Annotated in this window: 13 protein-coding genes; 2 read left to right on the top strand and 11 right to left on the bottom strand. The window is 68.2% G+C overall.

Annotation, left to right across the window (positions count from 1 at the left end):
- Window positions 1-304 precede the first annotated feature (304 nt).
- The 9 genes from NTY77_08825 to NTY77_08785 form a co-directional block, all read right to left on the bottom strand.
- On the bottom strand, window positions 305-1,594 hold the full coding sequence (locus tag NTY77_08825; GenBank protein ID MCX5795581.1) for a hypothetical protein: 1,290 nt from the start codon (window positions 1,592-1,594) through the stop codon (window positions 305-307).
- A 310-nt stretch (window positions 1,595-1,904) separates the two neighbouring features.
- Window positions 1,905-12,896, bottom strand: coding sequence for a hypothetical protein (locus tag NTY77_08820; protein ID MCX5795580.1), 10,992 nt, complete (start codon window positions 12,894-12,896; stop codon window positions 1,905-1,907).
- A complete protein-coding gene (locus tag NTY77_08815) occupies window positions 12,893-15,820 on the bottom strand; it encodes a hypothetical protein (GenBank protein MCX5795579.1) in 2,928 nt (975 codons plus the stop codon). The genes NTY77_08820 and NTY77_08815 overlap by 4 nt, the downstream gene beginning before the upstream one ends.
- Before the next feature lie 255 nt (window positions 15,821-16,075).
- Window positions 16,076-17,416: a hypothetical protein gene (locus NTY77_08810; GenBank protein ID MCX5795578.1), complete on the bottom strand. Its 1,341-nt coding sequence runs from the start codon at window positions 17,414-17,416 to the stop codon at window positions 16,076-16,078.
- A gap of 34 nt (window positions 17,417-17,450) precedes the next feature.
- The gene (locus NTY77_08805) at window positions 17,451-19,223 is read right to left on the bottom strand and encodes a hypothetical protein (GenBank protein ID MCX5795577.1); all 1,773 of its coding nucleotides are present in this window, start codon (window positions 19,221-19,223) and stop codon (window positions 17,451-17,453) included.
- 65 nt (window positions 19,224-19,288) lie between these two features.
- Window positions 19,289-19,873 (bottom strand): hypothetical protein, encoded by a 585-nt coding sequence (locus NTY77_08800; GenBank protein ID MCX5795576.1) that lies wholly within the window; start codon window positions 19,871-19,873, stop codon window positions 19,289-19,291.
- 21 nt (window positions 19,874-19,894) lie between these two features.
- Entirely contained in the window at window positions 19,895-20,593 is a 699-nt protein-coding gene (locus NTY77_08795) for a hypothetical protein (GenBank protein ID MCX5795575.1), read from the bottom strand.
- Window positions 20,594-20,647: 54 nt separating this feature from the next.
- Window positions 20,648-21,553 carry a hypothetical protein gene (locus NTY77_08790; protein ID MCX5795574.1) on the bottom strand — a complete coding sequence of 302 codons (906 nt, stop codon included), beginning with the start codon at window positions 21,551-21,553 and terminating at the stop codon, window positions 20,648-20,650.
- Between the two features lie 3 nt (window positions 21,554-21,556).
- Complete coding sequence (locus NTY77_08785) at window positions 21,557-22,585, bottom strand: NAD-binding protein (protein ID MCX5795573.1); 1,029 nt, start codon at window positions 22,583-22,585, stop codon at window positions 21,557-21,559.
- A gap of 47 nt (window positions 22,586-22,632) precedes the next feature.
- Between NTY77_08785 and NTY77_08780 the strand changes: the two genes are divergently transcribed.
- Together NTY77_08780 and NTY77_08775 are read left to right on the top strand one after the other, a co-directional pair.
- Entirely contained in the window at window positions 22,633-23,592 is a 960-nt protein-coding gene (locus tag NTY77_08780) for an NAD-dependent epimerase/dehydratase family protein (protein MCX5795572.1), read from the top strand.
- Window positions 23,589-24,380, top strand: a complete 792-nt coding sequence (locus NTY77_08775) for a hypothetical protein (protein MCX5795571.1) — start codon at window positions 23,589-23,591, stop codon at window positions 24,378-24,380. Before NTY77_08780 ends, NTY77_08775 begins: the two co-directional genes overlap by 4 nt.
- 23 nt (window positions 24,381-24,403) lie before the next feature.
- Here the strand turns inward: NTY77_08775 and NTY77_08770 are convergent, their stop codons facing one another.
- Window positions 24,404-25,180: a hypothetical protein gene (locus NTY77_08770; protein ID MCX5795570.1), complete on the bottom strand. Its 777-nt coding sequence runs from the start codon at window positions 25,178-25,180 to the stop codon at window positions 24,404-24,406.
- Window positions 25,170-25,496 carry a hypothetical protein gene (locus NTY77_08765; protein ID MCX5795569.1) on the bottom strand — a complete coding sequence of 109 codons (327 nt, stop codon included), beginning with the start codon at window positions 25,494-25,496 and terminating at the stop codon, window positions 25,170-25,172. Before NTY77_08765 ends, NTY77_08770 begins: the two co-directional genes overlap by 11 nt.
- Between the last annotated feature and the right edge of the window lie 169 nt (window positions 25,497-25,665).

Raw genomic sequence — 25,665 nt, 5'->3', positions numbered from 1 at the left:
ATCCGGGCAAGCTTCTTTGACTTTCCCCGGATAGCTCTGTACTGATCTCATAGGCAAAGTACTTCGAGTGGAAAGGAGTGCTCATGGACCGTAGCCAAGTCAATAGCGGACAACGAATTCCAGCATATTCCAGCAAGTTGCTGGTGCACGAATACCGGCGCAGGAGGGGCGGGTCTCGGGCCGAGGAATGGCCCAGCCAGGCTGCGCCTGTCTGGGCGGGTCCCGCGCCGAACGCGGCGCGGGACCGCAAAAAGGCGTCAATAGCACGCCCCCGACACGAAGGTCCGGCTAGGGTCGCCCGCCCTTACGAGAACAGCCGCGAGCGCAGGATGAGCAGGCCCAGGAAGGGCAGCAGGCTGACGGCCAGCAGCGGGTCCGGCACGGACGGCGCGGCCGGCGCGTGCAGCGGCGCCTCGGGGCTCGCGCTCGGAGCGCGGCGGGCCTGGGCTCCGGCCTCGTCCGAAGACGCCGGAGCATCCGCCGCGGCCTGCAGGAAGGAGAACACCTCGGTCTGGGCCGACTGCACCTGCGCGCCCAGCGGCACGAGCACGGGCTGCGGCGCGGAGGACGGTGAAGCCACGGCGTCGCGCAGCTCCAAGGCCGCGGCAGTCTCCACCGCCGCGAAGGTGGCCGGCGCCTCGTCGGCCAAGGCCAAAGCCGAACCCTCGGCCAAGCGCAGAGCCAGATTGCGCGCCGGCGCGTCCACTACCGACAAGATCAGGTTCTGCCGGGAGACCTGCAAAGCGATGAGTGCCACCCCCCCCACGCCCCCATCGGCCGAGGCCTCGGCGCCCGGGCCGGAGACCTGCCGGTAGGCCAGCCAATAGCCGCCGCCGATCGCGGGCACGTCATAGACCCAGCCCGCGCCGGAAGCCGCGCCGCCGCCCGGGCGCTGGGCTGAGGCGAGCGGCCGCGCCGCCGAAGGAGCGTCCGTCAGCCAGGGGTCCGCATGGGCCCCGCGCACGCCCGCGGCCAGCTTGGCGCCGGAGCCGTCGCTGCCGTGCTCGTCCGTGAGGATGTTCATCAGCCGCACGCCCAAGCCTTGAGCGCCTTCCGCCGCCGCCAGCGCCCCGGGCTGGGCCGCGGCGCGCAACTGAGCCGTGACCGCCTCGCTCTTGGCCGCCATCTTCGAAGCTTGGCGGGCCAGAGCGGTCATGCCGCCGCCGGGCCCGGGCTTCAAGGTCCCGTCCGGCAGGTCCTTGCGCGCGGTCTGAGATTTCGTCAGCCCGTACTCGGACATGGTCTCCACGGCGAAAGCCGCCGGGGAAGCGGGGTTCATGCTGTTGTAGGCCGATTGCGACTCGTCCGCGCCGGGAATCAAAGAGCCGGGCAAAGCGGGCGGGGTCGAGTCCTGACGCAGATTCATCTTGACCGAGGGCAGGCCCATGGCCGAGAAGAAATCCGCTGCCGACTGCACCGGGCCGGACTTCTTGGTGGAGGGCAGCAAGGAGGTCACGCCGGGCAGGTTCTGCAGAGTGCCCTTCAGGCCCGCGGAGCCCAGGCCGTTCTGCAAGGACGGGCCGCCGCTGTTGATCGGCGCCACAATGGTCGGCCCGGTCACGCCGGTCTTCGTCGGGACCTGGGCCGAAGTCATGTTCGCGGCGCAGGCCCTCGCCGGGCGCCAAACGCACGCGCCAACGCAAAGGAACGCCACCGCCCAGAAGCGGCCTCTCATGCTCTTAATGTATCACTTGGCCCTCGGCGGGCAATGGGTCCTAGGGGCATATTTTTTGCCGACAAAGGTCCTATGTCGATAGGCCTCAGCGCGCCGACTTAAACTCTAATGTCTGGCACCTAGGCTTGTGCATCCTGTGCATAGCTTGCCGTCTGATTCAACTGAGCCGGTCCTCGGCGGCGGCGGGAGATACCTTAAGTCTGGCACCGCCCTGGGCCCTTCGGCCCGCTCAGGCAGGCTGGAGCGCCCTGCGCCGCTTGAGCCAGTGGTAGGCGGCGCTGGCCAAAGCGGCCAGACCGCACAACACGCCCAGCCAGACCCAGAGCTGGAAGCCGTGGTCGCCGGGCTGCGGCGGGTTGGGCACGGGCTGGGGCTGCGGGGCCGCGCTCAGGCGGTCGAGATAGCCCTGCCACCAGGCCTTCTGCATGCGCAGTTCGGCCGCCGTGACCGCGAGCTGGCGCAGCTCGGCTTCGAGCAGCCTCTGCGCCGCGATGCGCCAGGCGAGCTCATGGTAGCTCTGCCAAAGGGCGTCTTCCTCGCCGCGCGCCTGCTCGCGCAGCTTGTCCGCTTCAGCCATGGCCTTCCGCGCCGACTCCAGCTCGGCGGCGAGCTGCGGAGCCTTGGCCTGCGCCTCGGCGGCCCTCTGGCCGAGCCGGTCCGAGTAGCCCTTGAGGGCGCCCTCCTGGGCCTCGTACTGCCCGACGCCGGCGATGATGCGGACGCGCCGCTCAACGCGGTCGACGGCCAGGTTGCCCGGCTCGGCCGAGAGCGTCACTCCGCGCAGGCCGGAGCCGTCGGAGGCCGACTCCTGCGCGACCAAGGGGTTCTTCAAGGCGTCGCCGATGGCCTCGCGGCCGTGGCGCCCGGTCAGGCTCGACTCCAGGAAGGGCCCGGAGCGGCCGCGCACCGCCGAGACCAAAAGCTCCTCGCTGCCGCCCTGGAAGCGGGACAGCGTCCGCTCCCGCGCCGCCAGGAGGTCCTGGAGGGAATGCTCGGCGGCGCGCGCCGCGGACTTGACGCCGAAGTGGATGTCCTTCTGGTGCTGCTCGTCGAGATTGCGCACCTGCTTGTCGAAGATGCTCTGGCCGGGCAGGATGCGCGAATCCACCTTCACGACCGAGGGGAACTGGCTGGGGTCGTAGTAGCGCCCGACCGGGTCGGGGAGGATGTCGAGGATGTCGATGATGTCGGCGACCTTGCGGAAGAAGCCGTAGCGCTCGGTCTCCCCGCCCTCGGTCTTGTACATGTAGGCCCGGCCCAGGTAGTGGTGCTGGTTCGGGTCGCGGCCGGTGAGCAGCTCCACCGGGGCGCTCACGATGCCGCGCGGGAGCTCCAGGAGGATGTTGCCCCAGTTGTAGGGCATGATGGCCCAGTGCTTGGCATGCGAGGCCTGGGACCGGGCGCCGTCCAGGCTCTCGGACAGGAAGCGGCTGCTGAGGATGACCGGCAGGCCCTGCGCGTCCTCGTAATGGCTCAGGCGGTAGGTGGGCCGCACGAGGCTGCCGTCCGGGCTCGCGGCGTCGGCGGCGGCGCCCATGGCCACGGACTTGATGGTCCAACTCTGGGCCGCGCGGGCGAACTCTTCTGGGTCCGTGATGGCGCGCACGCCGCCCCGCTCGTCAACGATCGCGGCCAGGAGCTCGCCCGAGACCGTGCGCACGGCCGTCCCGCCCAAAGACTCGGCCAGCGCCAGCGTGCCGTAGACCGGCGGCGCGCGGGCCTCGGCCACGCGGTAGGCCTCGTCGAGGCCCAGCTCCAGGTCCGCGCTGCGGTAAAGGCTCCAGGTCCGGGAATGCTCCAGGATGAGCTCGGCCTGCCGCAGGGCTTTGTCCTTGTTGTCGACCTCGGCCTTGGCCTCCCGGAGCTTGTCGGAAGACAGCGCGGAGGCCTTGGCCACGGGCTCGAAGCTCTTCTGGGCGGCCTTGAAATCGCGGTCTTTGGCCACGGCCTGGTCCAGAGCGCTCTGCCGCCGGGCCTCGAAGACCTGGTCCGACTCGCCGCGCTGGCGCACGACCGAGGCGTAGGCCTGGTCGCGCAGGCTCTCCCGGACCTCCGACTGCGCCCGCTGGTAATCGAGCCCAGCGCTCTGCGCCGCGTCCTTCTGGGCGTCCGCGTCTTTCTGCAGCTCAGCCGCCCGGCGCTGCGCCTGCGCCAGCTCGTCCTGCGCCGAGCGCAGGTCCGCAGCCGCGTTCTGCAGGGACTTCAGCCCGGCCCGGAAATCATCCTCGGTCAGGTAGAGCTCGGAGACTTGGCCTTTGCCGTCGCGGGCGAAGCCGTAGCCGTTGAGCTTGACCTCCAGCCAGCCCCGGCGGGCCTCGTCGGCGCCGCGGCTGCGCGACCAGGACATCAGGGCCTCGGCGCCCTTCTCGGTGACGAGCAGGCGGCTGAAGTCCTTGGCCTGGGCCGAGGCCTGCAGGCTCTCCAGAGTCGGGAACCGGCCCCGGTCCAGCGCCAGGTTGCCCGTGTAGACGTAGACGGCGTTGGCCTCCGGCGCGCGCGCCAGGGCCGTCAGGGGATGCGCGGCCTTGTGCAGGGCGCTGGCCGGGTCCGGCTTGGCGTCGAAGAAGAAGAGGCGGCCCTGGGCGGCGAGTCCCTGCGCGCCGAACACCTCGGCCACGCTCAGGACCGCGTCCTGGCCGGAGGGCGAGGTCGCCACGAAGTCGCCCTTCTGCATGTCGATGTGCAGGTCCAAAGCTTCCTGGTTGGACTTGGCGGCGGCGGCGGCCTGGTCGCGCGCTGACTCGCTGACGTCCACGCCGCCCAGGACCTCCAGGCCCTTGTCCTTAAGGAAGAGGCGGCCGCCCTTCTCCTCGATCTGGCCCTTGGCGCGCATGTCCGCCACCTGCTCGGCGCTCAGCCAGCCGTCCAAGGTCCAGAGGCGGCGGCCGTCCGGCCCGTTCTGGGTGAGGCTGTAGAGGGGCGCGAGCTGCACGTCCTTCTGCTGCCAGCGGGCCCGCAGCTCGCGCAGGTTCTGCAGGGCCGCGGCCGAGGAGTCGAGCTCCTCGGGCGAGGCGCCGCGCCAGCGCCCGGCGGCCAGGCGCGACTCCTCGAGCATCACCAAGGCGTCCAGCGCGCGCAGGCCCCGGCCGGAGCGGACCTCGTCGGCGGTGCGCGCCAGGCTGCGCCGGACGTCGTAGATCCCGTCGAGGCCCCGGGCCAAGGAGCCGTCGCCCTTGACCTCGGCCGAAGCGAAGGTCTTGATGAGCTCGGCGTCGTAGGCCTGTTCCGCCTTGAGGTAGCGGTCCAGGAACACGTCCTTGAGCACGAAGTGGCTCGGGTCGGCCGAGAGGTCGGTCAGGTAGCTCTCCAGAAGCGCCTGCTTGGCCGCGACCAGCTCGACTTTGAGCTTCTCCATGCGCTGGAAAGCCCCCTCCACCGCGAAGGGCGCGGGCAGCGCGTGCCAATAGGCGTCGCGCAGCGCGGTGGCGATCTCGACCTCGTTGTCGAGCTGCCGGCCGCTGCGCTGGGACTGGGCCTTGAGGTCCTCGCGCATGAAGCCCAGCAGCTGCGCGGCGGCGGGGTTGGAGTGCGGATCGAGCCGGCCCAGCGCGTCGATGACGGCGGAGAACTCCGCCTGCACGGCCAGGCGCTTGCCCTCGCGGTCGTTGAGGGTCAGCAGGCGCAGGCGCTCGCCCGGAGAGAACTCCCGGATCATGACCGCCTCGCCGTCGGACACCGCGTCGCGATAGAGCTCGGCGCGCCGGGCCAGGCGCTGGCGCATCTCGGCCGTGACGCCCGGTCCCAGGCCCGCAAGGATGGCGTCGAACCGGGCGGCGAAATCGGGGTCGAGCATGCGCTCGGCGCCGTAGGCGAGGAGCTCTGCGCGCGGGTCCTTGCGCAGCTCCAGCGCGCCGGACGCCGCCGGGCCCGAGGCCGCGCGCAGGCCGCCGTCGCGGCTGAGGCCCAGGGCGTCGAGCTCGCTGACCAAGGCGATGAAGGAGTCCTTGGTCTCGGTCAAGGACCGGCTGAACTCCACCCAGGCGGCGAAGAGCCGCTCCTGGGCCAGGCGGGCCTCCTCCAGCTGGCCCTGCGCGAGCTTGGCGCGGTACTCGGTCTCCGCGGCCTGGATGAGCTTGCGGCGGGCCTCGATGGTGCGGGTCCCGTCCTGGACCCGGACCATGAGCTCGCTGAGGTGCAGCGAGAGCTCCTTCATCCGGCCGGTGGAGACCAGCTCCTTGCGCAGCACGTCGGAAAGCACGTTGCTCAGGCCCTTCTCGATGGACTGGGGGTCCGGCGCCTCCAGGAAAGCCCCGCCCACCACCTGCCCGCGGAACACGCCGAAGGCGAGGACGGGGGTGAAGCCCTTGTAGCTCATGCGCTGCGCGATGGTGTCGGCGCGCAGCTGGTTGATGAGGTTGTCCTGGTCGGCCAGGCCGGCGGGCAGGCCTTCCTCGAAAAGCGAGCGCTGGACCTCGCCGAGCTCCCGGGAGCGCACCTCAGCGATGAAGCCGTCGCCCAGGGCCGCCAGGTCCCGGGCGCCCGAGGCGTCCTCCGGGACCATGGCCATGAGCCGGTCGAGCAAAGCCGCCTGGTCCAGGCGCGGGTCGAGGCCCAGCAGGGCCGCCATCTCGCCCTGCTCGGCCAGCAGGCGCTCGCGCAGCTCGCCGGCATGCTTGACCAGCTCGGATGAGCCGCCGGCGCCGCTCTGCAGCTGGCCCTGGACCCAGCGCCACAGGCGCACGTCGGTCTCGAAGCGCGAGGCCAGCATGGAGGCCTGGGCCTCGGATGCGGCCAGGTCGTTGCGGTAGATGCGGTCCGCCTTCTCCTGGCGCAGCTTGGCCAAGGCCAGGAGCGTCTCCGGCGGGGTGTCGGGGCTGCGCAGGCGCACCTCGATCCAGCCCTCCACGAAATCCTTGTCGATCTTGACTTCCTGGTCCAAGGTGGACCGGGCATGATAGTAGCGCAAGAAGCCCGCGGAACGATGCTCCAGGAGCTCCGGCTGCAGGAGCTCCACCGGGGTCTCGGGAGGCCGCGCCGCCACTCCTTGCTGGGCCTGGCCCAGGCGGTCGCGCAGCTCCGCGAAGCTGCCGGGCAGGCTGGCGTAAGCGCGGGCGCTGGCCGAACCCTCGGGCTCGCCCAAAGCGGCCAGGCTCGCGCGCAGGCCGAGCTCCCGGCCCCGCAGGCTCTCCCGCTCCAGGTCGGCGGCCGGCTCGCCCGGATGCAGGGCGTTGAGGCGCGAGCGGACCGCGCCCAGCTCCGCGCGCGCCCGCGCGATCTGCACGCCGCGCTCCCCGTCGAAGGCGGCCTGGGCCCGCTCCTCGGTCAAGGTCTGGACCCGGGCCGCGGCCACCAGGTCCGGGTTGCCGATCGAGTCCGAGCCGATGGCGGTGACCAGGCGGCCCAAGGAGCGCACCACCATGCTCACGGGATCGAGCGAGAGCTGCTCGACCTTGAGGTCCTTGTCCACGATGGTCTCGACCGCCCGGGCCACCTCGACGCGCGAGGCGAGCAGGGCCTTCTGCGCGGCCACCGGGTCCTTGGCCGCCAGGACGGCGTCCAAGGCCGCCAGGGCCTGCTCGCCGTCCAGGCTCACCTGCAGAGGCGCGGCCTCGGGCCGGCCCATGAGGTAGTTCATGGTGGCCTGCGCCTGCCGCGCCGCCAGGCGGGTCTGCACCAGGCGGTTGCGGGCTTCGGAGAGCCGCCGGCCGGCGCTGGTGGAGGCCACGTCCGCGGCGCCCGGGACTCCCCGCGCCTGCGCCGCGGCCAGAGCCGACTCCAGCTGCGGGATGACCGCGCTCTCCAGGACGTCGGCCGAGCGCAGCGCGGTCTGATAGGCCAGGAGGTTCTGGGTGAAGCGCACGGCCAGGTCCGCCTCCAGCCTGGTCTTGAGCTGGAGGTAGTACTCGGTCTGGCCCTGGCCTTGCGCCACCTGGAGCTCGCGCATCTCCTCGGGCTTGAGCTGGAAATGCAGGACCGGCATGACCGGGAAGCCCGTGAGCCCGATGGTGGGCAGCCAATTGATGCCCGTGGCGGTCAGGCCCGTGCCGATGTTGATGTCCACCGCGAACTTGTCGATGCGGTGGTCGTTGGCCTCGGCCATGGCCGCGGCCGCCTGCGCGCGCAGAGCCACCTCCCCGAGGCTGTGCGCGTTGCGCGAGATCTCGGCGAAGGCGTCGTCGAGCTTCGCGATGCTCAGCGTGCCGGCCCCCGGCGCGACGGGGCGGGTGAAGCTTTGGTCCAAGGACGCCCAGGCCTCGGACAAGGCGGCGGAGCTGCGGGCTTCCAGGACCGTGCTCATGTACCAGTGCCAGGAGGCGAAGGCTTGGCGCAGCTCGCTGGCCGGGATGAGGCCGTTGCGGTAGGCGCGGATGGCCAGGCTGAGGTCATTGGCGGCCGGGGCCAGGCCGGGAGCCACGGCTTCGGCGCTGGCCGCGGCGGCCCGGGCGGCCTGGACCTCCTGCGCGGCCTGCAGCCGCCAGTCCGAGTAAGCTTGCCCCATCTCCTTGACGGTCGCCTGCTGCTCCAGGACATAGGCGTGGTCCCGCTCTTTGGAGGCCGGGTCGTAGATGGGCAGGCGCAGCGACGCGCCCACGGTCAGGATCTGGTTGGCCATCATGTCCTGGAACTGCACGCCGACGCCCACGGAGATCTTCTCGAAGAACGGGATCCAGTCCATCACGTTGACGGGGTCGGGGCCGAGCTTGGCCGCCACCTCGGAACGGTCCAGGGAGTGCAGGATCTGGGAGAGCCGGTCGGGCGCCGCGATGGTCTTGCGGATCTCGACGAGCAAGGACTCCAGGTCCGCGGCGTTGAGGTTCTGGAAGGGCGCCGCGGCCTCGGGGTCCCGGCCGGAGAGCAGGTTGTAGCGCACCAGGACCTCGTGCAGGCGCGCCCAGGCCTGGGCCCGGCGAACCTCGGCCTCGGCCCGCACCGCCGCGGCGGGCGAGTTCTGCACCGAGAACTCGGCCATCTTGAGCTCCCACTGGGCTTGGGCCAGCTCCGTCACCGAGCCCTGCCACTGCTTGACCAGGCCCGCCAGGCGCATCTGCAGGCGCAGGCTCTCGCGGTAGAGGGATTCGGACTTGGCCGCCACCAAGGCCTTCTGCGACTTGCTCAGGCTCATCTCCGTGTAGGTGCCCGCCACGAAGCCGCCGCCCGCGGCGCGGTCGGTGAGGTCGTTGGAGACCGGGTTGGTCACGAAGCCCACCATGCCGCGCACGCGCGTGTTGTCCATGAACGCCCCGGCCTTGCGCAGGTCCTGGATGTCGCGGGTGAGCGTCCCGATGTCCTGGCTGACCAGCTGGCGCGCCACGTCGGCCTCGAAGACCTGCCGCAGGGCCGCCACGGTCGGCGAGGGGCCCTGGTCCGCCTCGCCCTTGAAGAAGTCGTCCATGTCCGTGTTGAACTTCTTGAGGGTCTCGCCGCCCTTGAGGTCCTTCCCGGAGTCGTTGACCACCGACTGCCAGAGCTCGCCCAAGGTGAACGAGGTGTTGGCCTGGACGGAGAGCCGGTTGTTCATGCCCACGTAAGGGGAGCCGTAGCCCACGGAGATGGTGGAGCGGTCGCCGAATTTCTTCGCCACCTCTCCGTAGTACGACTTGGCGGTGCCCAGGAGCTGGCCTTGGCCGCTGACCACCACGCCGTAGTCCGGCAAGGTCACGGAGAGGCGGTCCTTGACGCTGTTGTACTGCTCGCCGAGCTCGCCGGTCAGGCTGTTGGTGATCTGGGCCACGGGCTTGTCGTCGGCGCCGCGGATGGTGAAGCCCTTGAGGATGGTGGCGCCCACCGACTTCTGGTTGATGTCGTCGGTGCCGCTGGTCTTCGCGAAGAAGAGGTCCACGGTGAAGGCGTCCTTGGACTCCAGCAAGCGCCCGACGTCGAGGGAGGTCCCCAGCTGGGTGCGGGAGTAGTGCTTGTTCTCGCCCGACGCCGATATGAGGAAGTCCTTGTTAAGGTCCGGGTCGTAGCCCGTGAAGTCCAGGTTGACCTGCTGCATGAACGTACGGGGGTCCTTGGCGAAGAGCTCCTGCTGCTCGAAGTTGAGCTTCATCACCTCGGTCATCTTCAGCGAGCTCTTGAGGTTGCCGCCGTAGTAGTAGGGCTTGTTGGCGGCGTCCTGCGCCGCGAAGTCCCCGAAGCCGGCCAGGCCCACGTAGAGGCGGTCGCCCATCATCATCAGCGCGAAATCGTCGAAGATCATGATGCGGCTCTGCTCGCCCTGGGAATGGATGTCCATGTCCTTGGGCACGTCCAGGCCGAAGCGGTGCAGGTCCACGTTGAGGTAGTTGACCCAGTTCTCGCCCTGCAGGGACTCGACCTGCACCTCCACGCCCTTGTCGCCGTAAGGGGCGTTGACCTCGTTGGGCGGGCTGGAGAACTGGTAGCCGGAGACGCTGATGTTGTTGCCCCAGGCCTGGGCGATGTTGCCCAGCGTCACCCAGTTGCTGGTCTCCAGGCCCTGGGGCACGGCGAAGCGGGTCTGGTAGACCAGGTAGAAGCCGTCGGCCGTGTCGCCGAAGTCCATCACCGCGGAGTTGGGGATGAGGCTGGCCAGGCTCTGGGGGTCCTTGAGCATCTCGGCCTTGATCGCCGAGAGGTCCATGCCCGGGCTCTGGGCCTGGAACATGGCCATGACCGAGTCCAGGAAGGCCCCGAACTCGGCCTTGCGCACGACGATGGCCCCGGTGCTCTTGGGGTCGCGGCCGGCGAAGCCCCAGGCGCCCCGTCCCAGGCGCAGGTCCTCGATGTCGTTGACCAGGTCCGGGGACAGGCTGCCCTGCGCCTCGGGCTTGGCCAGCTCGGCCTTGAGCTGCTCCTGCTTGTCGTCTATGCGGCCGAGCAGGGACTTCAGGATGGTCTGGCTGCGCCCCATCTGGTCCGTGAGCTTGTGGTACTCGATGTTGGTCTCCAGGACCGCCCGGGTCTTGTCCTGGAGCTCGGAGATGCTCTCGTTGACGCGCCGCAGGGCGCTCTCGTGCGGGTCGTCGAGCTGTCCCAGCCAGGTGGTGACCTTGCGCCGGTTGGCTTCCAGCTCGTCGTAGGTCTTCTGCAGGGACGCGCGCATCTGCTGCTCGGCCTGCAGCTCCGAGGAGTTGACCGTGGCGCCGCCGCTGTACACGTCGCCCAAGGAGTTGTAATAGGAGGAGACCTTGTCCAAGGTGGCGAAGGAGGCCTTGTCCCAGCCCTTCTTGATGTTGAAGAAGGCCTCCCCCTCCTTGAGGGCCGCGGCCAGGGCGCCCAAGGACGCGGCCTTGCGCGCGTAGGTCTGCTCCGGGGTCTCGTTGCTGCCGCCCGACTCGGCATAGGCGTCGTCCTTGGCCGTGTCGTCCACCGCGTTGGAGAGGGCCTGGGCCATCTTGTTGAGGAACGCCTCGGCCTGGGGGATCTGGTTGGTCAGGGCGTCCTGGGAGGCGGCGATGATGCCGTCGGAGAAGAGGAAGCGCGCCACCGCGTAGTAGCAGGGGGCCGAGTCCGGGGCCGCCGCCGTGGAGGGCACCAGGCGCTTGGCGGCCTCCAGAGCCAGCAGGGCGATCTGCTGCTGGTCGGAGACCGTGATGGGAGCCTGGGTGCCGGTGGGAACGGTGCCGCCGCCCATGCCCATGTTGATGTTGCCCGAGGCCGAGGAGGCGGCGTTGCCGATGGCGGTCAGTTGGTTGGCCAGGCCGCGCAGGCTCCCGTTGTCCACCAAGGCCTGGACCCGGGCCACGCCGCCCTGGTCCGCGCTCACGCCCGTGGGCAGCATGTAGGCTTGCAGGTTGTACTGCCCTTTGGAAAGCGTCTGTATCTTGCCCAGGATATCGTTGATCTGCGCGGCCTGGGTGTTGATGTCGGAGGCGCGCTGGGCCCGCTCCGCCGTGTACTGCGTGATCTTGCGCGGCAGGCTGAAGGGCATGGTCTCGCCGTACATGACCTCGGTGCCCGCGTAGCTCGGGTCCTTGCGGTTGGCCACCTCGACCTGGTACTCCTTGACCCCCTTGTTGTGGCCCTTGGCGTCGTCGTAGCCGTTGAGGTTGTCCGTGAGCGTCTTGCGGAAGTCGGCGATGGAGGCGTGGGCGCCGGCCTTGTCGCCCTGCGTGGCTCCGTAGGTGGAGAAAGCCCAGGGCAAGGTGTTCTTGTAGAGGTCGTTGGCGCTGGTCAGCAGCGTCTTCTGGGCGTCGAAGAGGGTGAAGAGGTCGCCGTTGGGCTTGGCGGAGTCGATGGACTCCTGCTGGTAGGGGATCATCGTGTCCTGCAGGAGGGACCGGGCGTCGCGCAGGGCCGGCAGGACCTTGACCTGCAGGAGCGCGACCTTGCGGTTGATGAGGGCCTGGCCGTCGCCGCCGTTGGTCATGTAGGCGCGGTCCGCGTCCACGTCGGCGAGGACCGCTCCGAGCATGTCCACGACCTCGGCGAGCTTGGCCTGGGCCGTGGGCAAGGTGGTGCTCATCGCCTTGTCGATGGCCTTGATGGTGCTGTCGGCCTTGGCCCAGTGGATGACGTCGCGCGCCGCGTAGGGCAGCAGCTTGGCGATGGAGACCAGGTTCATCTCGGCTACGAAGATGTTGGGGTCCGTCCCCGTCGGGAAATGCACGGCGCGCAGCTTGTCGCCGTAGCCCGGCAGGGCCGCGCGCAGGTCCTCGACCGAGCGGCCGGAGAGCATGGGGATGGCGGAGCCGGTCACGGAGTTGATCTGCGCGGCCAGCGCGTCGATCTGGGCCAGGTACTGCTGAGCCTCGCCCTGCGATTTGGAGAGCTCCTCGGCCTGCTGGGAGCGCCAGCGCGGCAGCGACTCCGGCGCGGCGACGCCGAACTCGTCGACCGTGGTCCGGGAGTTGTTGGGGTCGAGGTAGCGGTTGACGGTGTCGAGGTTCTTCTGGTACTGGGCGCGCTTGTCCTGCCAATAGGCCTGGCGGTCGGTCAGGATGCGCAGGATCTGGTCCTTGGAGGGGTTGGCGACGTTGACCGCCGGGCCCGGGACCGCGACGATGGCGACCCCGGCGAACTCCACGGGCACGGTCTGCAGCTGGGAGACGCCGTCCTCGGCCTTGCGGATGAAGTCGTTGACCTCGGCCAGGTCGCCCTGGAAGCCCTTGACGCTGAAGGCGTCGGGGTTGCCGGGGTTGCCGTTGGCGCGCCAGGCCGCCACCTGGGGCAGCAGGTCGATGCGCCGCTGGTATTCCTTCATGGCGTCGCCCGAGGCGCCGCCGTCCTCCCCGTTGATGCGGGAGAGCAGGCCGGACATGTCGTTCTGGAAGGATTGCAGGCGCGTCGTGGCGAGGGTGGACTTGCCCTCGTTGGTCACGATCCGGGCTTTGGTGGCGTCGTGCCCTGCGCGTTGCCGGCCTGGGCCGAATGGATCTTGGCCAGCTTCTGGTCGAGGAGGTCCATCATCTGCTTGGGCGCGGCCTGGGCCGCGTTGATCTCGTTGAGGGAGAGGGCCAGGTCCATGACCGTGGCCAGGCGCGAGAGGTTCTTGTGGAACTCCAGCATCTCCTTGCCGCTGCGGCGGTCGCGCAGGGCCAGGTTGCGGGACTTGTTGGCCACGGACAGCAAGGTCTGGGCCGCGTCGCGGTTGGCGATCTCGCCCTTGGCCTCGCCGCGAAGCTCCTTGATCTCGCCCACCAGGCTGCGGATCCTGGCCTCCGTGGCCTCATCGACGCGCCCCGCCGCGCCCTCGCCCGCGCGCACCGGCCGGTTCTCGGCGATGGAGGACAGGTGCTCGGAGAGGGCCTTGAGGGAAGCCGCCTTGACCGCCAGGTCCGCCATCTGCGCGTCGGCCCCCTGCGGCGGGGGCAGCAGGATGGCGTCGTAGTACTCCTGGAGCTTCTTGAGCTCGCGCAGGCGGGCCAGGTCCTCGGGTTTGGGGTTCTTGAGGTCGTGGAGCTCGGAGAGCTTGGACTGGATGTAGCTCTCGTCGCGCTTGCCGGAGAGCTCGCCCAGCAGGCGCTGGTATTCGGCCTGCTCTTCGGGGCTGATGGGCCGGCTCTGCCGCTGGAGCTCCGCGGCGCGGCTTTCCACGGCCAGGAGCTGGGCGTCGAGCTTGGCCATGTGCGACTGCACCGCGGCGACCTCCTGCTGGAGGTGCCCGGCCTGCCCGGCCAGCTGCTTGATGCGCGCCGCCACGGCCTCGGGGCCCTGCTTGTAGAGCTCGGGGTCGAACTTGTACTCGGCCGCGTCGGGCCGGTGGGAGGCGGAGCCCACCGAGGCCTGGGCCGAGACCCCGGCCAAGGCCGCGTTCTGGGCCGTGTCCTTGACCACGCCGCGCAGGCTCAGGACCGCGTGCATGGTCCACTGCGAGAGCTGGATGCCGGTGGCGTCCTGCAGCTTGACCAGCAGCACGTTGCCCCAGGTGATGGCGCCGCCGAAGGGGATGGGGCTCTCGCCCTTGGGCCGCTCCACGGCCGCGCCGATGGTCTCGAAGACCTTGAAGTGGTGGCCGCTCAGGCGCATGAGGGCCGGGTCGAAGAGCCCGTCCACGGCTCCCGCGTAGCCCATGACGCCCTCGATCTCCGCGCCCACCGTGACCATGCCCAGGAAGGACTTGAGGTTGGCCCGCCAGAAGGAGCCGGAGGCCAGGGCTCCGGCGAAGGCGCGCAGGTAGCCGCCCACTCCCAGCGGGGCGGAGGGGTTGATCTTGCGCAGCTCGAAGGTCTGCTCGCCGATCGACTGCGGCAGGGTCAGCATGGTCGAGAGGATCAAGGTGTTGAGCAGGGGCCCCAGCACGAGGTCCTTGGTCAGCGCGGCGAGGGCCGTGCCGACGATGGGCGCCAGGAAGGGGCCGATGAACGGGACCATGCCCAGGAAGGCGGGCGCGCCCGCCGCGATTCCCAAGATTGCGGGCCCGATGATGGGGATGGCGGTCAAGGCGAAGGAGAGGGGCAGGACCGGGGCGAAGGCGCCCAGCACGCCCATGGCCACGGCGCTGGCCGCTGCCAAAGCCAGGCGCCGGACTACGAAGTTGACCAAGGGCTCGGCCACCGGCGTGATGAAGAAGCGCTGCAGGACGCGCACGTAAGGGTTGGCCTTGAGGCCGGCCAGCACGCCGGGGCCCCGGAAAGCGTATTGGCGCAGGGATTCTTCCAGCCACTTCAGGGTCTGCCGCTTGTCGTCCTCGGGGTTCTTGACCCCGGTGATGCGGCTGGCGTCCTTCTTGGTCTCGGGGGCCTTGAGGTCGAGGAAGTTCTCCGTGGAGTGGAGGAACTCGAAGGCGATGTTCTGGCGGAAGTAGCCGAAGATGAAGGTGTCGAAGAGGTGGTAGGGGAAGCGCACCAGGAAGCCCAGGGCGTGCTTGTGGAACTCCAAGCTCCGCTGCAGGAGGCCTGGCCAGCCTTTCTCGTAGGTGCGGTTGGCCAGATTCCGGAAGCCTTCGTACTTCTTGTGGTCGAGGATCTTGAACTGCTCGCGGTTGATCTTCTGGAGCCGGTCGTAGACGCTGAGCCAGTCCGCGGCCGGGCTCTCAACCCGCAGGCGGTACTCGGCGGCCAGGGCCACGACCTCGGCCCGGGAGAAGCCGAACTGCTTGGATATCTGCTCGATGATCTGGTCTACGCTGGCGTTGGCGGGCAGGGGCTTGAGCGCCGGATCGAGCCGGACGCCCTGGACCTTGCGCCAGCCGAAGAAACCTTCGTGGACGTAGCGGGTCAGCTCCGGCTGGGCCGCAGGCGAGGCTTCGGCCGCCTCAACCGAGCCTGCGCCGCCGCCGCTGTTGTCGAACGCCGCGCCGACCTCGGCCTTGGCCTGGGTCTCGGTCTTGTCGCGCCGCAGAGCTTGCGCGGCGCGGCCCACGGCCTGCTGGAGCCGGTTGATGAAAGTCGGCTTGCCCTCGGCTACGGGCTGCGCCGCGGCCGACAGTGCCAGGGTCTCAACGGCGGGGGCGGCGGCATCGGGGTCTGCGGGAGCGAGGGCGGACGGCAAAGCGATGGGCTGACCGGCCTGGAGGATGGCTCCAGCGACGGGAACCGCGGTCGGGATGACGCTGGGGGCGGGGGCCGGGAGGTTGGAAAGGGCTCCCTTGAGGCTGACGGGAGAGGTCAATGCGCCGGAGAGCGCGGGGGAGACGGACGTGCCGAGGGCGGGCAGGGCCGTCGGGATGGCATTGACCGGGGAGCTCTGGGCCGTGGCGCCGATGACCTCGGCGGCTACGGCATAGGAGGCTGCGCCAGGGGAAGATAGGACCAGCGCGAAGGTCAGGAAGACCGTCAAAGCCTTGACTAAAGGCTTCGGCATCGCTTGGCCTGGCATTGAATATAAAATACCAGGAAAACGCTTTATTTTTAAGAGGCTGATGGCCCTAGCGGAGGCCGGATTTCGGCCCAGAGAACCGTGGGCCAACGGGGCGGCAGGGCTGGGACTTACGACCTAAGGGGTCGGATTTTGGTGCCAGGCTTTAATCATTTAGATATTACCAGCCCATTTCGTACTAGAAAACGGGCCATCCCCCGTCAATGTCAAATGTCAAGACCTGACCCTATTCCTACATTCCTACAGTCCCCCTATTCCCGCAATCCCGCAACGGAAGTAGTAGTAGTGGTTGCCGGGGCTGTGCCTGCAGTGGATCGCGGCGCGGCACGAGGCCACGCCAGCATCATAATCAGCGTCTCTGCAGCAGCCAAATATGACTTGACAGCCCAGTCCCATACAGGATTGCCCGGTTTCAGGGCCCCAATCCCACCTGCCGCCCGCATCTACGCAGCACTGGGCGCACTCCCGTTGGCCTTGCGAAACCCAGGGATGCTCTGACCCGCCTTTTTTTTGGGCCGCGATTTCAGCCGCCTTCCGCGCAGCCGCCTCTCTCTGGGCAGCCTCTTGGGCCGTTTTTTTCGCTGCCGCAGCCTGCCGGATAGCCTCCAGCGCGCCGCGCTGGGCCTCGGCCCACCGCGCCGCGGCCTCATCAGCCGCCTTCTTGGCCGCGGCTTGTCTTACCGCCGCTTCCTCGGCCGCTTTCTTCGTCTCCGCATCCTTGAGCGCCTGTTCCTGCCGCGCGAGGCACTGCTCCAAAGACGCCGCCTTCGTGACCAAATCCCTGACCACGGCCGGCAGGCCCGACCGCGCCCCGCCCCCCGCGGCCGACTCCGGCCACAGCTTCTCGAGCTCGACCTCAGCCCCGGCCTGGCCCAGGCTGTAGACCTGCATCTTCGTGGCCTTGGCGGAGGAATCGCTCGACGTCCAGATGTCGGCCAGCTCGATGATGTTGCCGAGCCTCGTGGGATCATAAGCCGCGACCCCGGGACTGCGCTTGAGCCTCGGCATGTCCATGCCCACCAGGACCACCTTTTTGACCCCCACCTGCGCCCCTTTGCGCCGCGCCCCCACCAGGCTCTTCATGGCCTTGAGCACCGGCCCGGCCGAAGCCCCCTGCGCCACGATGTTTACCTCGGCCCCGGCCTCGTTGGCCTTCACCACGGCCTTGACGATCTCATTGGTCATCTCAGCCTCGCTTACCGTGGCGAAGCCCTCGTGCGTCCAGACCGCGGCCGCCGGGTCGTCCGCGAAAGCCTTGGCGAACTGCGAGTCCGCCTTGGCCGACAGACTGCGGCGCATGAAAGTCCGGCGCAGCCAGGTCCCGACATTGTCCCAGGCCGAAGGCTCCTCGGAGGCCAAGGCGAACGGGTCCGGGCCTGATTCCGCGTCGGTAATCACCAGGTCCGCGACCCGGTCCTTCTCCGCCACGCCATGAGAGCTCCATAGCGCGACCATCCTGTCCACCTTGCCGGAGAGCCCCCCCACCTCGGTCGCGGTGCGAGCCACGTGCACCCTCCAGAAGCCGAGCAGCATGACGATGAGGCAAAACCCCGTCAAGCCCATCGTCATGTAGTATTTCACGTTCTTTCTAGACCTATTCCACGAATGTCAAATGTCAAGACCTGACCCCATTTCCCCGCAGGGCCCTGAAGCAGGCCCCCAGGACGATCAGCCCTCCGCAGGCGCTCAAGGCCAGCACTGCTGCCTTGGGCAGGCCCCGCGGCTTTTGGCCGCGATGGGCAGCGGCCAAAGACTCGGCCTGGCGCAGGTCCTCCTGCTCGCCTTTGGTGTCGCCCGTCATCTTCCTGGCCAGAGCGCGCTGGCGATAGGCATCCTCCCGTTGCGGGGCCAGACGGATGGCGGCCGAGGCGTCGGCCGCGGCCTGCTTCCAGTCCTTGAGGTGCAGGTAGGCCAGAGAGCGCGCCAGCAGCGCGTCTGCCGCCTGCGGCTGCAGGGCCAAAGCCGAGGTGGCGTCATCTATGGCCGCGCGAAAGCGGCCGCAGAGGCGTTGGGCGCAGGCGCGGATGATGTAGGCGTAGTAGTTCTTTCCGTCAACATAGAGGGCGCGGCCGGCCAGGCGGATGGCCTCGAGGTAGTCTCCCACGGAGAGCCGGGCCTGGGCCTCCCGGGCCAGCCGCATGGACTCAGGCGAGATGCCGGCCGCGGTCTCGGGCAGAGCCGAGGAGAAGATCCCCCAGGAAAGCCCCTCCGCCGCCGCGACCCGGCCGGCCCCCGGGTGGGCGGCGCCGTCCCAGGGGACCTGCGCGGAGGCTCCCGTGATGTCGGCGTCGATGTCCTTGTATTTCTTGCTGCCGGCCACGCCCGGGTTGATGCGCGCCGCGGCATCGGCGTCCATGCGGGCTTTCTCATAGTCCTTTTCGCTGGCTTCGGACCAGGCCCGCTCCAGGCTCGCCTCGAGCGCGGCGTCCGCCTCCTGTTCGAGCGCCGAGGTCTGGTCCTTGACGGCCTCGGCTTCGCGGCCCAAAGCGCTCTGCGCCTTGCCGCGGATGACGTAGGGCGCGGGCCCCTTGGCGCCGCTGTCTATGGCCAGGCTGGCCGAGCGGATCGAGCCTTCATAGTCGCCCAGGCTGAGCTTGGAGGCGGCCTCCCGCACGAGCACGCCGGGGTCTCCGGCATGGGCTTGAGGCGGGCCGGAAGGCAGGCCCGGGGCTGGGGGCGCCGGCGCGGGCCCGCGGCTCATGGCTTGTGCCTTCACGGCCCCCTCCGGCATCGCTCCCGCGTCCTTGGCGGGCCCGAAGCCCGCGGTCTTGAGCAGGGGTGAGTCCTTGGGGATGTTCCTATGCTCGAGCAGCTTGGCCAGGCCCGCGGCGCTCGCGTCCTTGGGGTTGAGCGCCAGCGCCTTGGCCAGGTCCTGCCGCGCCGCGTCCGTGCGGCCCAGCATGGCCTCGGCCTTGCCGCGCTGGCTCAGGACGTAGGCCTGCAGCTTTGGGTCGTTGGAGCTGCTTCCGGCGGCGGAGTCCAGATGGGAGACGGCGCCGGAGAGGTCCCCGGACTGCATGTCCTGGCGCGCCCGTATCAGGCTGGCCGCGCCCGGATCCTGCTGCTCCATGGCCTGCAAAGTCTCCTCGCTCGGCCCGGCCGGCTTCTCCTGCGCCTGCGGGGCCTCGGGCCCGCTCTCCGGGTTGGCCTCGTCTATGCGGCGGTCGCCCTCCCTGTTGTATTTGTCGAGGAGCTTGGGGATCTCCACCAGGCCTTCCTGCTCCTTCTCGCTGAGCTCCTGGCCCTGCCTGGCCTTCTCCTGGATCATGTCGCGCTCGAACATGAGGATCGCGCAGTTGGAATTGATCTCGTCGTCGGACATCGCCTTGGGGTCGCGCGGGGGGTCTTTCGGCAAGGTGGCCCAGTAGGGCTTGTAGACGATCTTCACGCCCGCGGGCGCGGGCGCGGCGAGCAGGAGAAGGAGGAGGCAGACGAGGGCGGCCGTCCTACCGCCTATTTTTCCTTGGGGCAATTGGCGGCGGACCACTTCTCCACGTTGGCGTCGCGGCAGGCCTTGTCGTCGGCGCCGCAGCGCGCCACCACCATGGTCAGCGCCCTCTTGGCCATCAAGGGCCCGCTCGGGCCTTTGGCGGCCTTGACCGCGTCAAGGCATTCCTGGATGGCGGGGTACTCCTTCATCAGCTGGTCGATCGAGGGCGGCCGAACCACGCCTTTGTGCTCCAGCTTGGCCTGCTCTCCGGACATCATCTTTCTCGCGAACGAGCGCCCGGCCTTGGTGAGCCTCTCGAAAGGGGCCTTGTCGGGGTCCGTCTCGTAGAGCTTATGGAGCTCCTCGCCCTGAGCGGCCAGGCGCTTTTTCAGCAGCTGGACGAAGACGTTCTCCTGGCACAGCTCCTGCTCGCCGCCCTGCATGAATTCGCAAGTGTTATAGACCGGCGCCAGCTCCACGCCCTTCTTCTTCTCGGCGGCGAGATAATTCTTGAGCGCGGCGTGGAACTCCGGCTCGGCCGGCGGGGCCGGGGCCGGCTCCGCAGAGGCGACCATGGCCAGGACTGCGACGGACGCGAATATCATCATGGTAGCTTCTCGCCCAGGCATCTAGCGCTGGGTCACTTTGCCGGCCGGGTCGATCTGGTACCTCTCCTTGCTGCCGTCCCGGTTGGTGGCCTCCACGTCCAGCCATTCCCGGCCGGTGGCGGGCTGGCTCGCGGTGGTGATGAACACCTTGGCGGTCTTCTTGTTGTCGTCCTTCTCGTCCGGGTCCAGGAAGTTCATCTCGAAAGGCTTGCTGCGCAGCACCCCGTCGTCATCCTTGGCCAGCCTGTTGAAGGTCAGGACGCCCTTCTCCCGGTCCAGCTTGAAATGGTGCTCCTCCATGAACCGTTCCGCGTCGGAGAGCACGGTCAGCTCGAAGCCGGGCCCGGCGGCCGCCTTGCCCGCCGTCTTGCGCGCGAAGCGGCAGCCGGCCGGGGTGAGCCGCTGGAAGGTGAAGCCCTGGGACGGGGCGTCGTCGCTCTCGTAGAGCGTGGCCAGTTCCGGCTTGCCGGCCAGGCGCTTCTTCATCAGCAAGACGAAGACATGCTCCAGGCACACCTTTTTGGCGGGCTGGAACTCGCAGGTCTCATAGGCCGGCGCCAGTTCCACGCCCTTTTTCTTCTCGGCCTGGAGGTAGCGGCCGAGCGCGGCATGGAAATCTCCCTTCTCGTCCGGGCATACCGACTCTGCGGCGGACCAGGTCGGCAGGATGAGCAGTGCGGCTACGGCCAGCGCCAGCACGGAAATGGATCGTCTCGTCATCAGGGCCTCCCCCGGAGCGGCGGTCTCAAGCGTAGGCTAACAAATTGGGCCAGCCTAATCCAGAGCTTTGGACTCCATCTTACGGAGGACCTGGCTGATGGCGCTGGGGGTGCGGTTGAAAAGGCGGCTGATCTCGGTCACGCCGAGACGGGCCTCCTTCCAGATGCGGTGGATGGCCTCGCGCCGGGCCGCGCACAGGGCCCGCCACTGCAGCCGGCTGAGCAGCCGCTCCTCCTCCAGGCCGCGGCGCTGCGCCACCTCGACGATGATCCGGCGGGCCAAAGCCAAGCCGGCCGAGCGGGCCTCCGGAGGCAGCCCCGGCTCCTCGGCGCGGCTCTGGGCGCGCTCCAAGAAGGATTCATGGCCCACGGCCCGGCCTCGCGCCACGGGCAGGAGGACGTCCGAGCCCGCCTTCATGCGCTCCTTGAGCGTCTTGAGGTAGCGCACGGACGCGGTCAAGCGGTTGCGGCCCAAGGTGAAGAGGACCTCTTCGGCCGCCACCAGCGTCTTCTTCTCCAGGAGCTGGACGTAATGCGGGCAGCTCGACCATTGGTAGCGCCAAGGACGGTCCGTGAGCTTGGCGCGCACGGGCTCGAGGTGCACGTAGCGCGTCATCTCGACGAGGTAGCGCTCCTTGTCCACGAGGAGGGCCTGGTAGCGGCCCTGGAAGACATGGCCGGAAGAGCCGTGGGCCGAGTTGAAGTACTTGGTGTAGGAGGTGCCCAAGGACTGCATGACGGCGGAGAGGTTGGGCCGCGCGGTCTGCAGCAGCAGCAGGGCGCGCGGGGGCAACAGGCAGTAGGCGTAGAACTCCAGACCGAAGCGGTCCTTGGCCGCGGCCAGCGCGGCCAGGAACTGGCGGCGGTCCTGGTGGGAGACGAACAGGTCGGCCCGGTTGTTGCCCTGGAGGGTGATGAGGTAGCAGGCGCCCGCGAACTGGATGCGCCGGGGCCGGCCCACGGCCTAGCCGGCCGCCCCGAAACGCTTGCGCAGCTCGGCCAGCCGCCCGACCTCGCCCACCATGACCAGGCTGTCGCCGGCCCGGATGGGCCGGGCGGAGTCCGGGTTGATGTCGTACTTCTTGCTCTGCCCGTCGAGCACCGCGATGAGCAGGGGGCCGTTGCCCTCGCTGCCCTTGACCTCGCCCACCGGCTTGCCCACGTAGGGGGAGCCTTCCGGCACCGCGATCTCGTCGAAGCGCTCCACGGTCCCGCTCTCGCGCATCATGGAGTCCAGGAAGCCCACGGTGGCGGGCCGGATCATCTCCGAGGCCATGCGCAAGCCGCCGATGTACTCGGGGTTGACCACGTTGTCCGCGCCGCTGCGCATGAGCTTGGCGCGCACGCCCAACTCCTTCTGGCAGCTGACCACGCGCAGGCCGGGGTTGAGGCCTTTGGCGCTCAAGGCCACGAAGGCGTTGTCCTGGTCCGTGGCCAGGACCGCGAACACGCCGGCCGCGCGCTCCACGCCCGCGGCCCGCAGGGTCTCGTCGTCGGTGGCGTCGCCCACGACATGGGGGATCTCGGCGCCCTGGCGCTCACGCATCTTCTGGATGATGTCGGGCTCGCGCTCCACGAGGACGAAGGCTCTTTGGATGCGGCGCAGCTCGGCGATGATGACGCCTCCGGCGTGCCCCCCCCCGCAGACCACGTAGTGTCCCGAGAGCTTGGCGATGTCTTTCTCCATGCTTCTCCTCCTGAGCGCGGCCGAGAGTTTTCCGTCCACGATGACGGAGGTGATGGCCGAGAAAGCGTAGGTCATGACGCCGATGCCGCCCATGATGAGGAAGATGGTGAAGGCGCGGCCGGCGTGGTCGAGGGTGTGGACCTCACCGTAGCCGACGGTGGCCAAGGTGATGACCGTCATGTAGAGGGAGTCGAAGAAGGGCCAGCCCTCGACGATGCGGTAGCCCCAGGTCCCCACAAGGAGCACCGCGGCGATGAGCACCGCGATGGAGGCCAGGCGGTCCTTGATGTCCTCCAGTTCGTCCATGCCCGCCTATTCTAGCAAAGACGCAATCAGTACAATCTCCCATAGGCATGCGCATCGCGATAACCGGCTCGGCGGGCTACGTGGGGAACTTCCTGGCGGAGCACTTCTGCGCGCGGGGCCACCGCGTCCTCGGGCTCGACCTGCAGTCCCTACCCTGCCAGGGGAGCTACCGGGACTTCCGTTTCGTCGCCTGCGACGTCCGCGACCAGGCTTTGCTCGCCAAGGTCCTGGCCGAGGAGGAAGCGTCCCATGTCATCCATCTGGCCTACCTCATGGACCCCCAGCATGACAAGGCCTTCGAGCGCGACATGGACGTCAACGGCTCCCGGAGCGTGTTCCTGGCGGCCCACGCGGCTCCCAGCGTGAGGCAGTTCGTCCATTTCAGCTCGGCCAGCGCCTATGGAGGGTTCCCCGACAACCCGCTCTGGCTGACGGAGGAGGCCGAGCTGCGGCCGCGCGATTGGGTCTATGCCCAGAACAAGAAGACCGTCGAGGAGTCCTACGCGCGCTTCCCCAAGCGTCCCGACTTCAAGCTGGTCAACTTCCGCATGTGCACCGCGGTCGGCCCCACCTACTTCAAGCCCGGCGGGGTGGTCTCCACTTTGGCCAAGTCTCCTTTCGGGCTGATCCTCGACGGGCGGGACACGGTCCTCCAGTTCATCCACGAGGACGACGTCAAGGCCCTCGTCGAGCTGGTGCTCCAGGATGAGGCCGCGGAGGGGACCTTCAACCTGGCCCCGGATTCCTATGCGCCGACCCGCGAGCTCAACCCGAACCCGAGGAAGATATTCCTCAGGATCCCAAAAGCCCTCTTCAAGGCCGTCATCTCCGTGCTCTGGGAGCTGCGCCTGAGCGCCGTCTCGCCGACCTCGGTCGACCTGGTGGCGCACGGCATCGTGGTCTCTCCGCGCAAGCTCATGGACCGCTACGGCTACAAGTTCCGATATTCGACCGAAGAAGCCTTCTTCGACGCGGTCGCCAAGCGGCGCCGCAACGGGACGCTATGATCGGCTGGAAGTATTTCACTCTGTTCTGCGACGACGGGACGATAGCGGCCGGGGCGCTCTGCGCCAACGGCAGTGACTGCGGGCTTTGGCTCTCCGTTTACGGGGATGACAGCCTGGCCCTGGACAAGACCTATCCCCTGGACCGGCTCTCCCTCTGCGCCGAGGGCATGCGGGCGGGCGCCAGCAGCCTGCTCTGGTCGGGAGACGTCCTCTCCTTGAGCGTCCGCGAGGAGGGCGTCGCGCTCGACGTCACGGCCCGGCGCTTGGTGGACTGGAAGGACAACCGCATCCGCCGAGCGGTCGGAGCGCGGAGCGTCTCCTGGGAGGTCCCAGGCTTGCGCATGTCCTTCTCGGGCCGGCTGTCCTTGGGGGGCCAGGCCCGGGACATCGCTGGCCTCATGTTCCACGACGAGGTCTGGCACGATCTGACGCCGTCGGCGCAGCTCCTGCTGAACTTCAGGAGCTGGGAGTGGGGCATCCTGTACTCGAAGAGCTACTCGGTGCTCTTCGTCCGGGTGGACTACCGGCCGAACCCTTTCCGCTTCATCTGCATCAACGGGCCGCAAGGCGCGGTCTCAAGCTCGGAAGTGGGATTCGACGGCCGCGACCTTTCTTTCCAAGGCGAGCGGCTCCGCCTGGACCTTCCTGTGCGGCACGCGGTGCACCACGGCGGCCGGTTGGCGAAGCTCATCTCTCGTTTACTGCGGCCCAAGCGCCACTGCTGCGGGACCTTTTCTTTCCGAGGGGAAGAGGGGCGGGCTTACGTGGAGTCTCTACACTTCTTCTAAGGCCTCCGCATCATCATGACTCATCACTTTGCGGAGGCGTAACGCTTGATGTCCTGGCCGGGGACATAAAGGGTGTTGAAGCCGTTCGTGATGTAGGCTCCCTTCAGGCCGAAGCGCTCTATTTGGGCGCTGAAGACTTGGATGTCATTGGCGCTCGGGGCCAAGACGCCTTGCGGTTTTCTCGAATCCAGGTCATTCAGGAAGAAGCTGTGGTTGTGCAGATTGGCGAGCACCTTCCAGCCGCCGTCTCTATCCGCGTCGATCCGGCTCAACAGATCAGAGAACCCGGCGCCCCGGATGCCTCTGGAATCGTTGGTCAAGAAATAGGCCCTCAGTTTCCCTTTCTTTTGAAGAAAATAGGCGATGAACTCAGGCGCGTCGGTCGCGAAGCGTTCGTTCCGGGAGATCTGGATTTCCAGAAGGAGTCCCGCCAAGCAGCCTATCTCTTTGATGCTTCCGGGCCGGCTCATGACCACCTCGATATTGTGAAGATCCTCAGGTGCGGGCTGGAGCGCCATGTAGCGCTTCAAAAGAGCCGTCGGGTCAGTCGTTATTCGTTTCGCGACCGTTTCCCGGTACTCAGCAAGTCTTTTGGAATCGGGCGGGGATTTCAAGAAGAGGATGCGATCCGAGTCGAAATCCCAGTATTGGAGCAAGATGGGGTTCGGGCCGGAGTCGGTCCGTTCGATGATGGTGGGCTCCGACGGGAACGAGCAGGGAGCCATGGCTGCTTGCAGGCTTCTGGGCAGGGATATCGCCGCAAGGAGGAAGATGCTTGTTTTCATCGACTCATGGCTCATCCAGAGCCTCCGCGCAGTCAGTCTCCAGGTCGCAGCGAAAACCGCGGGAGAGGCCTTTCTGCGCCCAGCTTGAGAAGCCGATAAAGCGGCCGCATTTCGGGCATTTCGCCCGGATCCAGTTGAAGTAGATGTACAGCAGGAAGAGGACGGCGATCGCTATCCACAGCGGGTAGTCGTAGCGCTTCAGCGTCCGGCTGATCATCGCGACGACGAACGCAGCAGCCAACGTGAACGTCGAAATTCGCGCCCAGCGGCGGCGTCCATTATAGGCCTTAATGAAAGCCTGTTGCTCTGGGCTGCGGGTGTTCTCGCTCATTCTCCTGGGCCGGCTAACGGGGGACTATCAGAGATAAGTATTGAGCCTCTCGTAAGAACTCGGTGCGAAGACCTTTGGCGACGCAATGAGGGGCCGACTTGATGCACCAGTTTGCTTCGGCTCGTCCTAAAATCCCTTCTTGGGTCGCGCTGTTGCCCATGCCCGACCC

The sequence above is a fragment of the Elusimicrobiota bacterium genome (assembly GCA_026388095.1).
Lineage (GTDB): Bacteria > Elusimicrobiota > Elusimicrobia > UBA1565 > UBA9628 > UBA9628.
The sequence above is the reverse complement of the archived record's forward strand: the minus strand, read 5'-3'. Positions and strand labels throughout refer to the sequence as shown.